Origin of the sequence: Butyricimonas sp. Marseille-P2440, assembly GCF_900091675.1 — a bacterium.
GTDB lineage: Bacteria > Bacteroidota > Bacteroidia > Bacteroidales > Marinifilaceae > Butyricimonas > Butyricimonas synergistica.
Map to the genome: position 1 here is coordinate 1538504 of NZ_LT594610.1, position 15938 is coordinate 1554441.

Below are 15938 nucleotides of genomic sequence, written 5' to 3' on the forward strand. Positions count from 1 at the left end.
CCTAATTCCCAAAATAAAAATCCCACAAATTCTCGATACGTTTTCCGATATGATATGCCAACAAAGGAGGAACAGCATTCCCTATGATTTTATACGCCGAAGAGGGGGATAATTTATATCTGCCCCTACCCCCGTCAGGGATCACGAACTCGTAATCCGGGGGAAAAGTTTGTATCAACGCACACTCGCGGGGAGTCAGGCGCCGCTCCTTCAGTCCCTGTTTTAACTCCTTTTTTTGGATACCCCCGTGCTCTTCCGAGAGGCGGCGATACTCGATATTCCCGTGATGCTCGGAACGGATAGTAGGAGCGACACCCGAAAGATCCACTTCAATCTGCCCTTGACAATGCCGCCCGAAGTATTTCGCACAAGAATAAAACCTTTGCGAGGGATCCTCGCTCTCTTCAGGTTCTTTCAACCCGGAAAGCACGTTGGCAAGAGTCTGTGGCACGATCAGGTTATCCCCCACCGCACGGTAGGCATGACTGGGTCGCGGGTAAGGGCTATATTCAACAGGGATTGCTTCCCTTGTCAATATCTCTCGGGCTTCCGCCGTCAGTGCTGACTTCCGGATACCGATAAAGATCACCCGCTCGCGCGATTGCGGCACCCCGTAATCGGCGGCTTGCAGCACTCTCGGTTCCAACACGAGATAACCGTCCCCGTCAGCGTGCGAAAAATCCCGCTGTATAATCTCCTTCACGTTCGAGAGGTTTACCAACCCCTTCACGTTCTCGGCAATAAATAACTTGGGTTTCGTAATCTCAATGACTTCTTTCATCCACATATAAAGTTTCCCTCGGGTTTCTTCCGATGCGATCTCCCCGTCTATGATTCTTCCCCTGTGATCCTTGTGGGAATTGAATCCCCCGCGTTTACCCGCCAAACTGAAATCCTGGCAAGGAAAACCACCCGTAACGATGTCCACCCCTTCCGGGAAGACACACTCCCCCGCCCGGTGTCGCTTCACCAGATCGACCACACTATCCTGCCGGAATACCTCGGCGGGATAACCATACTTGGCAAAATGATGCGTCCACGCCGTCCGTGCCTCTTTCAATATATCATTGGCAAAAACAATCCGGTAACGGGTAGGTTGCAGCTTCACCCATCCGTTCCCCCCGGACTTTTCAATAAAGTCCGGATTCGTTTTCTCGTTGATACTGGCTTCATGAACCGCAAAACCACCTTCCAGCCCTAAATCCATTCCCCCACAACCTGAAAACAGCGATAATACCCGAATTGTTTTAGAAGTCATCTATTGTTATTTTTACTCGTTATCCGTCGACAAAATTAACAATAATCATCAGGTTATCGACACACCTTCGAAAATTTATACTTCACGCCCCCTTTCCCATATTTTATCCCTTCAAAAATTTTTCTATTTCACCACATTCTAGTAAATTTGTCATGAATTGTTATCAGCCTAAATATATATCGAATGAACGAATTGAAGCCGGAAATAATGGAATTATTAACGTTAGTCGGGAAAAAATATGCTCGCAATTTGCTTACAACAACCGATTTCGACGAATTCTCACTTCATTTAAAATCCGAACACGGTTATCTCATTTCCACGTCCACGTTAAAACGTCTGTGGGGATACGTCAACGATACCCATCGACCTCGTACTCAAACATTGGATGTATTATCCCAATATATCGGTTTCGCTTGTTTCAGTGATTTCTGTCATCATCTGAAAACCAGTACTATGTACAATTCATCCTTTTTTACCACCCGACAGATACAGGCTCAAGATTTAAACCCGGGAGACGAGATAGAGATCGGCTGGTCGCCCAATCGTTATTTACGTTTACGCTTTCACGGGGGAGCCCGTTTTCAAGTCATGGACTCGAAACAATCCAAACTCAAAAAAGGCGATTGCTTTGAAACAGCTTGTTTCCTCATGGGACAGCCTCTATTATTATCTTACATCTTAAGGGATAATAAAAAAACGGCTCCTTTCATCGCGGGACGTAACGGGGGACTCACTTTAATCAATCAACTGACATAATGAACGAGGAAACATTATCATCCGGCTTTTTCGGTGAAGACATAACCTTGGATATATATACAGACCTAAAAGAATTTTATACCCCCGCTAACGGGTTTAGCAGGTTGCATTTATGCCGCCGATACGGGAAACTGCATATTCTGAAGAGCCTACAACCTTTCTACTCGTCACAAGAGTTTTATAAACAACTGCTATTAAAAGAATTTAATATCGGTTACCAGTTAGACCATCCCAACATTCGCCATACGCTAGGATGGGAAAAGAATGACCTGCTGGGAAATTACATCGTTCTGGAATACATTGACGGTATCCCGTTGACAACTTTTATGGAACAAGGAAAACTCACCCCGGTACTGGCATACAAGTTTATCACGGAAATATGTAATGCATTACAATACATTCACAGCAAGCAACAGATTCACAAAGACCTGAAACCGAACAACATTCTCATCACGTACAACGGAAACAACGTGAAACTCATTGACTTCGGGCTTGCAGATTGTGATGACTATGAAATATTAAAAATCCCGGCAGGAACAGAAAAATACCTTGCCCCGGAGCAATTGAATCCCGAAGCAACACTCGACTGTCGAACGGACATCTACTCATTGGGCATCATTATTGAAGAAATGTCGAGTATCGTAAAAGATCGGAAACTTGCCTCCATCGCTCAGAAATGTACACGCCCGACCCCAAACGAGCGTTACAATAATACCGCGGAAATTATCGAAGACCTCAAGAAAAGATCTTTTAAAACACCATTCAAATACGTGGCATTTGCTATCGTGTTAATTGCGGTATCCCTTTTCTATCTACAATATTCTCCCGCGAATAATCCATCTGCCGGCAAAAACACGATAACACAAACGTACAGCAACTTCTCGACCAGCAACACTTACCACCATATCCTTTTGCAGGAAAAGAACCGCTTGCACCGAAAAATAACTCAATATTCAACAAATCGCCAGGAACTGACACGGGATAGCCTGCTACTCCATCAAGCTCTACAACAAGCCCTAAATACGGATTTTCCGGAAACAAGCCAAAGGAAAACCCCGGTATATAAAAAGCTACTCTCCCATCTACAACTCGATGTTGACCGGGAAATAAAAAGCATCCGCCAAAAGATTTAATCGCCTAAGGAACAATTTCCACGATACGTTTAAATTTCTTCCACGGCTCGGCATAACGGTAACTGTTTTTACTTCCGGAAGGCACGTAAAGCACGCACGTTTCAAAAAAGTCCGCATTCCCGAAAGCCTTGGAAGCACACGTGGGAGAAATATCAGCCAACACCGTCAACTCCTCCAAGGCACAGCCGTCAAAACAATAGTCGGAAATATACACCGTTCCCCTTCCAAGAGTGACCGAACGCAACTCGACACAATTTTGAAAAGTAGCTCCCGAAACCATTGCAAGCCCATCGGAAAGAACCGCTTTTTTCAATTTAGCCCCCCGAAATACCTGAAGTCCCAAGTTCGTCACCGAATGTGCCATATACAATGTATCCGCGGGTAGATTCTGCAAGGCTTGATCCGCGATCTTTTTCACCCCGGCAGGGATTTCCAACACAGACAGCACCTTACCTTCCGGGTACAACAACAGCGTTTCCCTCCCCTTGTCATACAAAATGCCATTCTCCGCCTCGAAGTAAGGGTTTATCACGGACACCCTAAACTCTTGCAACGATGTACAGCCTTCCGACGAAGCAAAACGTTGCACGTTATCGGGTATAGTCAGCGCCGTCAACCCCGTACACCCTTTGAATACATCTTTCTCCACCACCTTTATCGTGTTCGGTAAAGCAATTTCCCGCAGATTCCGGCAATTCATGAACATCCCGTAACTCAACGTATCATTGGCAGTATAACGGGACGATGAATAGCTCATTCCCCCCTCCACGATCTGGGCATCCGTCAAATAAAGCTCGCTCAACATTCCCGGCGTATTTTCCCCTTCCACCCCCTGTCCCAACATATCCCGCAACAGGCGAAAATCGGAACCGTTCAACTTCCCGCTAACCGAAATTTGAGACAATTGGTATTTCAGACCTTCACCAATTACCTCTGACAACGTACCCGGCTCCGAAACATATATAGCGTCATCGGTGGTAAACACCACCTCGTCCGTGTATATCTCCCCGACAGAATTGGCGGCGTAAGCACGCACCACATAGGAAGTCGCCAAATTCAAATCCGTCAGCTGTTTCCGGAAAACACCCTGTTCCCCGGGTTCGGCTGGCGTAAACAACTCTTCCGTGGCATCCGCACCCCGGTACTTGAATCCCAAAAACGTGAGCGCTTCCCCTCCGTTTTCAACCAAGGTACATACCACGGTTGCCGTCGTGGGACCTTTATTTATCAAAGCAATCTCTTTCAACACGGGTGCCGTATTCGGGTAAGTGCGGAAATAAGATACTTCAGAACACACGGTACTGCCTCCGTTAGATACTTCCAAATAATAACAGTACTCCGTTCCCGCTTTCAAATTCTCCAGAACAACTTCCGCCCCGATTTCCGTACGAGTTGCCGCAACCCGAGCAACCTCCTCCGGTGAAACCCCGTACACGAAATAACAGTCCCGCACCGTCCCGTCCCCGTTTAGCATGATTTCTCCGGATAAATGCGCCGTATTGCGGGTAATGCCTGTCGCCTCACGTAAAATCAACGTCGGTGGCAAAACCGTGGGTTTCGTCTCTTTTGAACAAGCCGTTCCCAAAATCACGCAACAGATAATATAAAAACAAAACTTACCCATACACTAGAAATTAATACCTATACCCAACAGCGGTTCCCAATGCTCACCCCGGATAGTCAACATCCCGACAGACAACACCATCCGGCGTACTTCCCAAAGTACTCCCAATTCCCCCGTGATCCCTTTTGCCGAATAATCCGTATTTCGCAATTTAACCCCTTCTAACGTTTCCCAGGCGACACGCTGTTCCCCGTACCCGATGCCCTCGTACAAGTGCCACAATCCCACTATCCGGTGAATTCCCCCTATCGTGACCGTACCCAAAGCCCGGGACACGGACTCCTTGTAATAAGGTGTCGGTTCTCCAGAAGCCAACTCCCCTCTTTTGTTACACTCCCCCGAGGTCGAAAGAAAACGGAAATTACTCTGCACGTGTACCCATATGCCATGTTGCCGCATCACCCCGAACCTCACCCCGTTCGCCATCTCCCCCTCGTGCATGCCCGCCGTTGCAATCAGGAAATAAGCCGCTTGCCCACGACGTAATTTTCCCATGGGCATGGGACGCAGGGAATAATCTAAGGAGGTATTTTCCATTCCCCTGAACGGGAATCTCACCACCTTCGGGTAAGGCTTTTCCTGTACCTTCTCGGGAGGCGAAGCTATCACCAGTTCATACGTCAACCGGGATTCCAACGGCGCGGGGAAACGATAATCCCTCAACACTCCCCACCGGGGATGTTTCACGGTCAATTTTACCGTTTCGTGAGGCACGTAAATCCATATTTCGCCGACTTCATTCCTACGGGCAACAATTCCCAGGGGAGTAGAAAAGACAAAGTCCGGATCACCCACGACCTTTATCAACGCACAAGCCTCGTTGTTCAAATCGCGTACCGGATCCACCCAAGCCGTAATATCATTTGGCAAACAACGGAAAGAGCGCACCTTGAACTCTTGGGCTTTGCTCGAAAGTCCCGTCAAACACAATAGAATTATCAATAGAACCTTGTCCATCATTCCAAATTAAAACTTCCTATGTTAAATATCTCCTGTTCGGGTAACGGGGTTCGCTCATCCAACATGCGAGGCTGCCACGTGCGCACGTGTATCTTGGGTGCCGTTTCGTCCCGGAAATCCCACAACAAAAATAAATAACCTTGGTCGGAATACATATCCGACCTATAATTTTGTTTCACCGACACCCCGTATATCCCGACTTTCGTGGGATGCCGTTTTATCGAGAAATCCGTGAAATTCACATCAACACGTTGATTCGCTTGAAATATCACCCGCAGGCGATTCAAATACTCCCGCTTACTCTTCACGCTATAACGCACTTGCTCGGGAGATAAATAACGCACCTCTCCCACGGCAGCCCTCTTGACCACGGTCCCCACGACGATCAACGCTTCCTCGCTAAACAATTGTTCCAGAAAATCAATATCCTTCGTCAAGTAGGACATTCTGAAATGCTCCATGTAATTCAATATCACCTGCCTGTTCGAGGCATCCTCTTCCTGCAAACCGCCGTCCATCACCTGTCTGGCTTCCCGGTAAAACGGACTGTTTCTATCTATTGTTCGAACTTTAGGCTGAACAGGCTCTTCCAATCGCTCCGTCTTCATTTCTCGCTCCACGGGTTCAACGATAGAATCCTTCACCATCTCGTGCAACGTGAACACCTGCGGACACACCCCGGCAGCCACCCGATCCCAAAGAACGGTTGAAAACTTATTCGGTCCCACCACCTGTCCCCGTTCATCCATGATATAATAAACGTGATCCCGGCAGGCAAAAGCGTATCCTTCAAAATCCGAGATCCAATCGTACACGAACTCGCAAAGCGGTCGACCCTCGAAATCAAAAAGTCCCCACTTATCCCTTAACTTCAACGCCACCCGCCGTTCACCCACGATCTTTCCGTCATCATAATTCGCCGGGATCAAAACTTTTCCCTCCTTATTAATCAACCCGACACCCGTTTCCGTCCAGAACACGGCGGCGTCATACCGGAACGGCATCACCTCTTGTATCCGGGTTGGCAAATATAGACAAACCTTTCCCCCTCTGTCCAAAGCTCCGCAATAATTCTGTTCCAGATTCTTGAACAGCAAATAACCACAAGAAAAATGCTCGTGTATCCGGCTATTTTGTAACGTAATATAAAACTGAATCTCACCCCGTTTGTCGATCACCCGGTAAGCCAATTGTCCTTCTCCCCCGGCAACACCGACAACGGCAAGTCCTTCCGAGAAATCCGCGGCATAATCGTACACGGGCTTGATGACCATCTCACCCCTCGTATCCACGTAACCATACTTCCCGTTACTCGTGTACACCAATGCCAATCCTTCCCTAAAATTACGCGTCAACAAGATTTTATGCCCCTCGTAATTATCCACCACCGCCACCTTCTCCCCATGCTTATCCACCAACAACAAAGGCTCCCCCACCTCCTCCTGGGCGAACGTCACGTTCTCGAAAAAATAGCCGATAGCGGCAAACTTTTTGGGCGACATCAACTTCAACTCCCCTTCAAAACCATACAACTCGTACTTTCCCGAGTCATCCGGCACGCTCAACCTCCCGTTTACCACAGCCGACGGCTGATACTTGAAAGCGTTAATCATTTTTACCGTCCCGTCCGTCCCGAGAATACCCCATTCATCTCCCCGGGTAATCTTCAAGGGTAAACCATAAATTGCTATTCGCTTCTCGTCACAAGAAGCGAATAGCAACACGCACGTGAATAATATTATACCGATTCTCATCATAGACGGGACTTTACAACATCACACGTGACAAAAATACACATTTCTTTCTATTCTTCCCAATTTTCAATCTCGCCTCCTATTTCAATCTTCACTTGTTCCGGATTCTTGGAAATCACGACCGTCACCGTATGCTGGACTCCGGCTTTAAACACGAACCGTCTTTCCACCAGATAAGCCACCCCTTTCATCACCACTTCAATCAACGGTTTCATGTTATCAATCCGCTGGGGCACCACGATCGCCGAATATTGCTGTTCGCCCGTCTTCTTCGCCCGAATCACCCGTGTCGTGCCATAAACATCCTTCGTCACCACCCCCGCACTCAAGTCTATCGTGGCTGAAGGCACCGTGTTGTGCACGTACACCTCCGCCTCCTCAGGTAACTCTCCATCGTAATCATCACCCTTCACCAGACGAACATTCAACTTGCTCATCCGATGAGCGAAAACCAACTTCACGGCACCCTCTCCCGCGGTCGCCCCCTTCGCCGTTGCCCACAAGAAATCGCTCGCCTCGTAAGCACCCAAAGCGTTCCCGTTCCCCTCGATCGTCTGGTCCGAAGCCACTTCGAACGGCATATCGTCCACGCTTGTCAACGGGGACACGTACGGGTAATACCCGAACACATCATACGTCCCGTCATTCCAATAGATCTTTCTGGCAGACTCCCACGCCGAACCGGAATACGTCAGCAACTCGTTGTTCACGTAATTACCGGACACCTCCAACGGGGCATCCCGCTCCGTCAAGAACACACCCACTTGATCGCCCGCCTCGAAACTAGTCGAGGTTGCCCGGGCAAGAGCGGGATGCACCACGTCAAAAGTGACAAACAAATCATCGGGCACTGCCTCCCTATCAGAATTAGAGCAACCAGCCGAGAGGCACAGGAGACAGAATATCCCAACTCTGTATATTATATTCATGCAATTCATAGCAAACTTATTTTTCATTCAATCCTTATTTCAAAATATCCGGTTTACCTTTATGAATCCGTGGAGCGTATTGATACCCCCGAACCGTCACTCCCGGGCGATCCTCAGAACGGGACAGCGATTCCGTGGCATCTCGTTTGTCATTCTCCACGAACTTCTCGAACGAGTACGTTTCCCCGGCGTACGCCATAATCCGTTTAACGATAGCTTCCCGGCTAATCGCACTATAATAGGGAATATCATTGTTCATACAACTGTTTTGCTCCGAGCGGAACACGCCCCGGTTATGCATGAACCCGCCCTCGTAAATATCCACCACGTCACTGTACCGGTCATCAAAAATAAAATGAGCCCAAGGCACCTCGTGCATCTTCCCCGTGAGCGACAGATTCTCGTACCATCCCAACGCTTTAGCGTAATTAAATTCCCACACATGCCCGCAACACGTACAACCGCAGAAATCTATAAACTCATTATGATAGATATACTCGTCGCCCAGCTTGCCGAAACCGTGTCCTCCCGCCTCGTGTTGAATCACCCCCCGCGAATCCAACGGATAACCGTAATCACTTAACGGACAAAACGCAATAGCCGAACCATCATCCCACATCTGGCAAATACCACCGTAATCCGTCGAATTAGGAGTCATGATGATCAACGTCTGATTCAAATTACCCTTGTTCACCGTCGGCATCTCTAGGGCATACGCAAACGCCGCATCATAATCGCATTTCAACCCCACGCCACCTGTGTACGTGGTTTCGAACCTCGTGTAGCGAATTGTGTTGATCGTCCCGATACCGCTTTCCGGGGAAACGGCGATACCCGTGTACACGTTGAAATAATCCCGGTACGTCCGGTAAGGCTCTATATCAAAGAAACGCTCCACCTGCTCTCGGATCATCTTCATGTACTCCCCTTTCGAAATATCTAATGCACTATACCCGTCACCGAGAAACACTAGGTTCACCCCGTTGCCCTTGGTATGTTCCTGCAACGTGATAATCTCATCCTCCGCGTACTCGTAATCGTATTGCGTGACGTGGCAACGCGTCGTGTAATCTTTATCCTTCAACTGGAACACGATATCCCCCTCGCGAGCCTCGGCACCTCGACTCATTTGTTTAATCGTCAACCGCAACTCCGTTTTCTTCGATCCGCTCGTGGCCGACAACTCGCACCAATCCGGCTTCTCCGCCACTTCCCAATCCCCCTCGGCATTCAGCACCAGTCGACGCTCGCACTCCGTGTTGATTGCCGTCGCCAAAGCCGGACGGCACACCAGCTCCCGGTGAGCCGCAATCCGCTTGAAATCATTCCATCCCGGGGCAGCTTGGTATTGCGCAACAACGGGCTCCGGCACCTCCAACGTGAAATTATCCTTCGCCACCCCGTGAAAAGCTCCTTCCTGCACATAAGCCGGAATCGCCCCCTTACACACGATACTCCCTATCCCGAAACAATCTTGGAAAGCACCGCCATCTTCCCACCAACTAGCCTCGTAACGAATATTCTCCAAACTCTCCGGGAAAACCAAACCTTCAATACTACGACATTTAGCAAAAGCCCCAGCCCCAATACTCTGCATTCCCTCCGGGAATTCCAATATTCCCGCCAAACGCCAGTTATAAGCAAAAGCCTTATCCCCGATAGACATCAGTCCCTCGGGCAAAACCAAGGTTCCAGAGAAATCACAACCGCTAAATGTACCCTCACCAATAGCTATGAGATTCTTTGGCAAATGTAACTCTCCTTTAAGAGAAGTCCCTTCAAAAGCATATGCCCCAATAGACACGATTCCATCATGTAAAGTTAAAGTCCCATTTAACCCTGAACAACCTGTAAATGCGGCATCCCCGATATCCGTTACACCTTGAGGTATAGTTATTGAACCCGTCAAATTTTTACACCCTCCAAATGTCCCTTCATCTAAAAATTCCAAACTACCCGGTAAATGTAATTCCCCATAAAAGCCAGAACATCCCCAAAAAGATTGTAATCCAATGTATCTCAATCTTTCAGGAAGTTTCAGTTCACATACAAACTTACAGTCACGAAAAGCACCAAGACCTCCTCCCATACTTAATACCTCTAACGTCGATGGCAATGATAAACTTCCCGTGAAATTCTTACACCCGTAAAACGCCTCACCTTCTATTTTCGTGACCCCTTCCGGTATAATCAACGATCCCGTCAGATTTCTACAATCAGAAAAAGCCGCCGATTTAATCTCCTTCAACTGATCCGGCAACACCAACCTCGTCAAAGAATATTTACTACGCATCGCTGCTGCAGGAATAACATCATTCGTTACCTTTACCTCTTTCAAATTCAACGCCTGCAACCGATCCATCGAATCCCGCATGAAATAAAAGTCATCCGCATTAATCTCCCCCGTGATCTTCAAATTCTGCAACATCCGAAAATCCTTGTTCGCCGCAGTGATCGCCTCTTTCAACTTTCCCGCCTCCGACTCTATCACGATATACTCCCTCGCCGTTGCATCATGTCCTATATCATCATTCTCCCACGCCGTGATCGATTCACTCGCCAAGGTAAACTCGTACGTTCCTGTACTCTCCTTCTTGTCCACCGTTATCGTGAAATTATGCATCTTCGAGGGCACGTAAGTAAATGCCTCGTCCTTTTTGAAAGCATAAACCACCCCGTCCACTGTAATCTTGAATAATTCTGTTCCGGCAGCAATCTCCTGAGGCACCACGATCGCACGGAACACCCCGTCCTTCCGGTAAGGAATCGTCCCCGTCGTGGCAACCTCTCCCGTCACGGTCACGTTTCCCGTTGTCAAATCAATCGCTGCCTTTCGTTTTGTGTTTGTCACCAGCACCTGCTTCTCCAATCCTGCCCATTCCCCCTCGGCAAACCCCTTTCCTTCCGCGAGCGTCACCCGAGCAGTACTCATCCTGTGCCGGAATGACAAACGGATCACCTTCGTCGAAGGTGCCACCTCCACGGCTTTTCCCCAAAGAAAATCGCTCGCCTCGTATCCTCCTAGGTTACCGTTCTCCCCCGCCTTCGACTGATCCTTCTGTACCTCGAAAGCGTATGTCTCGATACTCTCCGGCGTTCCCCACGGGTAGTACCCGTACACGTCTATCGGGGTTTTCGAATCCTTCCAGTAAATATCATACGCCCCGCTCCATTTATTATTAGCCTCATCGTAAATAAATTGCACATTGGAAGCTCTATTCCCATCCAATTGTAACTTCCCGGGATTGCCACCCTCGTAATCCACGATATAGACACCCATCACATCCTTGTCACAAAATCCCCCGTCATTCACCCGGGACAACATCACCTGATCGATATCCCCCGACAAGACTATCGGAAGTCTGTCAGCCTCGCCTCCCATGACCCCGTCATCTTTCTGACAAGCAAAGAACAAACATGCAAACGCCGCCACGCACGTTCCCCAAATACCATATTTCTTTCTCATAATCACCTGTTTTAATTATTCAGCCACACCACCATGATCGACACCGTCTTCCTCCCAATTCCCGATCCCCACGTTAATACCGTTATTCGTTTTATCCACCGTAACAGTGAACGTGTACCGCTTGTTCGTCTCGAAAGTAAAAGCCTTCTTTAACGCGTACTCTTTTCCCCCGATAAGAACAACGATCAAACCAACCTCCTCGACCGCTTGCGGCACGATCAACGCCTTGTAGTATTCGCCATCACGCCAAGGAGTGATCACCTTCTCCGCCCCCACGGCAGTCGCCACTCCCGTAGCCAAATTGATGGAAGCCTCGTTTCTGACACCGTGCACCGTCACACTTTCAACAACTTTCTCCAGTTCCTCCGCAGTATACCCTTTGCCGGGAGCCACCTTGATCTGCATACAACTGAACATATGCTTCAAAGTTATATCCACCGCATTCTCTGTCGGAGCAATGCCCCCAGTTTTCCCCCACAAGAAATCGGAAGCCTTGTAATTCGTTTCTGTCGATTGATTCGCGTTCACCGTGAACTTGTACGCCAATACGTCCGTTACCGTCGTGTACGGGTAATAGCAATAGAAATCAGCCTTACTCGTTTCATCCTTCCAATAAATCTCCCGCTCCGGGATCCACCCGGAAGAATAAGTAAACTTCACGTTGTCGGCATGATTTCCCGAATTCTGCAACACCCCGGCAGAAGTACCGTTATAGTTCACGACGAACAATCCCACTTGATCTCCCGCCTCGAAACTCGTTTCCGTGGCACGGGAATCAATACCGCAATTCAATGTTATTTGTACTTTCGGTCCCTCCGGCTCCTCCGGTAAGGGTACATTCTCCTCACCGCCGCCCCCGGAACACCCGCATAGCGCAATAAAGAGTAGATTTTGCAACCAACGTTCAACCTTCATCCTTTGTATTTTTAAATTCAAATTCATTTAATAATACAAAAATACAGGACAAACTCACACGAAACAAGTTCATAATAGTTCACGACCAATATTACACTTAAATAACATTCCTCCCACTCTTATCCGTGTTTCCCGGCACACAACTATTGATTAAGTATTGATCAAGTATTGACTAACTATTCTTTAACCAATAGTTGATCAATAGTTGATTAATAGTTAGTCAATACTTGAGTGCCGGGAAACACGGATAAAACTGGTATATTACCAGGGTAATATACCGGCTACTCCAATTCACCCCGTCACAAACCGAGTATTCTCATGGTTGTGATTGATTCGTACGCAACGTGATCAAAATAATGAATGATCTCCGCTATCCCTATCCACGTGTAAACAACGATGCTCGTGATAACAACCAGTAGAAGGACTACGATTACCATTTGATTCCATTTAGCTTTCATCTCTTTTCTTTTTTAAAGTTACTAATTCAAACCAAATTCTCCTCTTCCGTTTCTATCCTCGCTCACTGTAAATATATAACATTATTTTGTATTTCCCAAATGAATTGTTAGGAAAATCTTAAATTTAACACTCTAACTACAAATCCAACTCTCTACGGCGGTGCATCAAGCGGTCGCGAAGGTATTTAATACTTTTATTTTTCTGGACTTTCACCGTGTTGACACTGATACCCAGTTTATCAGCAATCTCTTTTCCGGAAAAACCACTTATGCTTAATTTGATAATCTGTTTCCTCATGCGGGGCAAATCACCGATATGCAGGTAGAGCAAACGCACAATTTCTTCTTGTACTGTGTCGAGCAGGAAATCTTTGGCAAAATCTTCCTCCTCTTTTTCCTTGTCGATTTTATCGAGAATGGAGGCTCTTTTTTTCTTATTGCGAATATACACCAATGAATTATGATATAGCGACTTGTACAGGTATCCCATCAATTCTTTCGAGGACGCAAACTGCACGTCGGAATGCCAGAGATTCACCAACAGATCCTGCACGATGTCCTTTGAACTATCCATATCCTTGACAATCGATTCCACGTAGACACACATGGCTGCATAACAAGAGGTGTAGAGCTGTTCCCAACATCTCTCGTCTTTGCCGTTTATACCCGGTAAAATAGAATCAAAGTTTACCATCTTTATCCCTTTTTAAACTTTTCAATTTTATCAAGCGTAAATAATCTTCCCTCGCACTGTTCTGCCCGTTTGTCTCAATCCGCTTGTTCATCATAATTCATTCCTCTCGTAACACCACATTTCCCACTTATCATTATTTTGAATACTTGAACTGAACTTTGGTACTATTCTAAAATCTTAAAACTTCATTTTTTTTAAGCAGGACCCCGTACGGTTAGATCTAAAATAAAAATCCCCGTTGCCGAAGAAGATTCCAACGACAACAGGGAGGAAGAAAGGAAAATTTATCCCTTCACTATAAAATCAATTAAATTGCCTCGTTAGCCCACCCTTCATAACGCATATCGACAATCTTACCCAAACGGGTTGTCGATTGCCATTTAGGAGTTACTCCTGTTGCAAAATGGGAATTATTCACCGTGAACATATAAATTTCCCCTGTCTCCAAAGCAACTGTCAAATCCATACCCCTACTACTTGAGCCGGTTCCCGTATCCGTCGATGTTATTTTCACGATTTTCCTTCCTTCAAAATCAAATAACTTTATCGGATCGGTTCCACCCGAACCCCTGAAAATATACCCCCACAACTCTCCATTGTTCGCGCCACTACTGAAGAAGAAGAACTCCAAATCCCCGTGAGGAGAAACAAAATACGCACCATCACTATTGATTCTGTTCTGGAAACCGATAGGGAATGCCCTCTCTATTTTCGGATACGCCCTCAATTCCCAAGTTTCGTCGTCCGAACCTAATCTGAACGTATGGATACAATACAATCCCTCCGTTTCGCTTCCGCTTCTATTATCCTTGTAGAACATAAACAAATCCGAACTCTGGTCCGATCCCCATTCCGTTTGCCGGCGTCCCACGTATGAGCCGGCGTAAATAATATCCACGTCTTTCAAGTTGTCCATAGCAAGCGTGATACCTTCGGTCGGTTCCGTTCGAACAACATTAATAGCATTGGCATCACCCCAATTCCCGTAATATTCCAATGAATTGTCATCCGCGATATGCAAAAGACGATGGTTCAAACCGTCAATAGCAAAAGTGCCCGTGATACCCACTCTCTGGTAAGACATACGTATCAAACGGTCAATCTTCATTCCTCCATCTATAGCCACCGGCACATCGATATATTTACCGGCAAACCAAACATCCAAATGCTCCACGGCTTTCAAGTACAAATCTCCGTTTGTTGCCAATAAAACATGGCTTTTCGAGTTAGCCACGGCATCTTTAAAAGTTACATTAGGCAACATTCCGTTTATAAAATCATCCTTTAAATTCAAGGTCCTTTTATAATCCTGGTCACTTACATAGACCGGACCGATTCCCCCGTTCTGAAGAATCAATATCATTCCAGGCGAAGAAGAACTACCATTCTGCAACCAGTGATTCATCACTTTCACGGGCGAACCTCCCAATTCCACACCGCCATTCTGACTCGTGTAATAATCTTTCAATTCCCGGAAACGAGTCACGTAGTTATCATTTTCCCAACCACTCACATTTTCCAACACGGAAAGACAAGATTTTCCGTCTATTTCCGACAATACGATCCACGCTTCGGACATTGAATTATTATCCGTTGGGTAGATACTAATCTCACTGTCAACAATCTGGTATCCGGTAATCGTATCCGTTATAAATAAATGCAGGCTCAAAAAACCGCCCATATCTGTTTTCCATTCCAATTCTCTCCCAAATCCAAGCGACTTCACCTCATCTGTCCCCATACTCTCCACGACCCATTCAAATTTTAATGATAATGCTGTAGAATCGCCCGTGTATTCCAATACAGGGGAAACCTTTATGACATCCCCTACTGTCAAATTCCAGAAACTCCCGAATTCCTCTTCATTCGTGACGTAATCCACCACGGAAACGGTAGGCATTTCCGAATAGTCGTAATTCCCTTTATCTTCAAAGCATCCGTAAAGAAAAATCGCAACAAATACACCCCATATATAATTTTGTATCTTCATA

At 46.9% G+C, this 15938-nt stretch carries 12 protein-coding genes; 2 read left to right on the plus strand and 10 right to left on the minus strand.

Annotated elements, in window-relative coordinates; genetic code table 11:
- Window position 1: 1 nt before the first annotated feature.
- Complete coding sequence (locus BN8899_RS17510) at window positions 2-1258, minus strand: DNA cytosine methyltransferase (RefSeq protein WP_065220343.1); 1257 nt, start codon at window positions 1256-1258, stop codon at window positions 2-4.
- A gap of 183 nt (window positions 1259-1441) precedes the next feature.
- Between BN8899_RS17510 and BN8899_RS17515 the strand changes: the two genes are divergently transcribed.
- The gene (locus tag BN8899_RS17515) at window positions 1442-2014 is read left to right on the plus strand and encodes a hypothetical protein (protein ID WP_065220344.1); all 573 of its coding nucleotides are present in this window, start codon (window positions 1442-1444) and stop codon (window positions 2012-2014) included.
- Window positions 2014-3147 (plus strand): serine/threonine-protein kinase, encoded by a 1134-nt coding sequence (locus BN8899_RS17520; RefSeq protein ID WP_065220345.1) that lies wholly within the window; start codon window positions 2014-2016, stop codon window positions 3145-3147. The genes BN8899_RS17515 and BN8899_RS17520 overlap by 1 nt, the downstream gene beginning before the upstream one ends.
- A 4-nt stretch (window positions 3148-3151) precedes the next feature.
- On the opposite strand, the gene BN8899_RS17525 is transcribed toward BN8899_RS17520, so the two are convergent.
- The 9 genes from BN8899_RS17525 to BN8899_RS17560 all read right to left on the minus strand — a co-directional run bounded on the left by BN8899_RS17525 (window position 3152) and on the right by BN8899_RS17560 (window position 15937).
- The gene (locus BN8899_RS17525; RefSeq protein WP_065220346.1) at window positions 3152-4771 is read right to left on the minus strand and encodes a leucine-rich repeat protein; all 1620 of its coding nucleotides are present in this window, start codon (window positions 4769-4771) and stop codon (window positions 3152-3154) included.
- A gap of 3 nt (window positions 4772-4774) precedes the next feature.
- The gene (locus BN8899_RS17530; RefSeq protein ID WP_222860562.1) at window positions 4775-5731 is read right to left on the minus strand and encodes a hypothetical protein; all 957 of its coding nucleotides are present in this window, start codon (window positions 5729-5731) and stop codon (window positions 4775-4777) included.
- On the minus strand, window positions 5728-7488 hold the full coding sequence (locus tag BN8899_RS17535; RefSeq protein ID WP_065220348.1) for a WG repeat-containing protein: 1761 nt from the start codon (window positions 7486-7488) through the stop codon (window positions 5728-5730). Before BN8899_RS17535 ends, BN8899_RS17530 begins: the two co-directional genes overlap by 4 nt.
- A gap of 47 nt (window positions 7489-7535) precedes the next feature.
- The gene (locus BN8899_RS17540) at window positions 7536-8441 is read right to left on the minus strand and encodes a fimbrillin family protein (RefSeq protein WP_065220349.1); all 906 of its coding nucleotides are present in this window, start codon (window positions 8439-8441) and stop codon (window positions 7536-7538) included.
- Window positions 8442-8448: 7 nt separating this feature from the next.
- Entirely contained in the window at window positions 8449-11880 is a 3432-nt protein-coding gene (locus BN8899_RS17545) for a leucine-rich repeat protein (RefSeq protein ID WP_065220350.1), read from the minus strand.
- A gap of 15 nt (window positions 11881-11895) precedes the next feature.
- Window positions 11896-12795: a fimbrillin family protein gene (locus BN8899_RS17550; protein ID WP_065220351.1), complete on the minus strand. Its 900-nt coding sequence runs from the start codon at window positions 12793-12795 to the stop codon at window positions 11896-11898.
- 299 nt (window positions 12796-13094) lie between these two features.
- Entirely contained in the window at window positions 13095-13253 is a 159-nt protein-coding gene (locus BN8899_RS20855; protein WP_157237435.1) for a hypothetical protein, read from the minus strand.
- 136 nt (window positions 13254-13389) lie between these two features.
- Entirely contained in the window at window positions 13390-13947 is a 558-nt protein-coding gene (locus BN8899_RS17555; RefSeq protein ID WP_065220352.1) for a sigma-70 family RNA polymerase sigma factor, read from the minus strand.
- 307 nt (window positions 13948-14254) lie between these two features.
- Window positions 14255-15937 (minus strand): PKD-like family lipoprotein, encoded by a 1683-nt coding sequence (locus BN8899_RS17560; RefSeq protein WP_187376943.1) that lies wholly within the window; start codon window positions 15935-15937, stop codon window positions 14255-14257.
- Window position 15938 lies beyond the last annotated feature (1 nt).

Excerpts from the sequence above, each read along its gene's own strand:
- BN8899_RS17555 (WP_065220352.1), bottom strand. The coding sequence starts at position 13,947 with ATGGTAAACTTTGATTCTATTTTACCGGGTATAAACGGCAAAGACGAG.
- BN8899_RS17510 (WP_065220343.1), bottom strand. The coding sequence starts at position 1,258 with ATGACTTCTAAAACAATTCGGGTATTATCGCTGTTTTCAGGTTGTGGG.
- BN8899_RS17530 (WP_222860562.1), bottom strand. The coding sequence starts at position 5,731 with ATGATGGACAAGGTTCTATTGATAATTCTATTGTGTTTGACGGGACTT.
- BN8899_RS17545 (WP_065220350.1), bottom strand. The coding sequence starts at position 11,880 with ATGAGAAAGAAATATGGTATTTGGGGAACGTGCGTGGCGGCGTTTGCA.
- BN8899_RS17540 (WP_065220349.1), bottom strand. The coding sequence starts at position 8,441 with ATGAAAAATAAGTTTGCTATGAATTGCATGAATATAATATACAGAGTT.
- BN8899_RS20855 (WP_157237435.1), bottom strand. The coding sequence starts at position 13,253 with ATGAAAGCTAAATGGAATCAAATGGTAATCGTAGTCCTTCTACTGGTT.
- BN8899_RS17525 (WP_065220346.1), bottom strand. The coding sequence starts at position 4,771 with ATGGGTAAGTTTTGTTTTTATATTATCTGTTGCGTGATTTTGGGAACG.
- BN8899_RS17520 (WP_065220345.1), top strand. The coding sequence starts at position 2,014 with ATGAACGAGGAAACATTATCATCCGGCTTTTTCGGTGAAGACATAACC.
- BN8899_RS17535 (WP_065220348.1), bottom strand. The coding sequence starts at position 7,488 with ATGATGAGAATCGGTATAATATTATTCACGTGCGTGTTGCTATTCGCT.
- BN8899_RS17560 (WP_187376943.1), bottom strand. The coding sequence starts at position 15,937 with ATGAAGATACAAAATTATATATGGGGTGTATTTGTTGCGATTTTTCTT.
- BN8899_RS17550 (WP_065220351.1), bottom strand. The coding sequence starts at position 12,795 with ATGAAGGTTGAACGTTGGTTGCAAAATCTACTCTTTATTGCGCTATGC.
- BN8899_RS17515 (WP_065220344.1), top strand. The coding sequence starts at position 1,442 with ATGAACGAATTGAAGCCGGAAATAATGGAATTATTAACGTTAGTCGGG.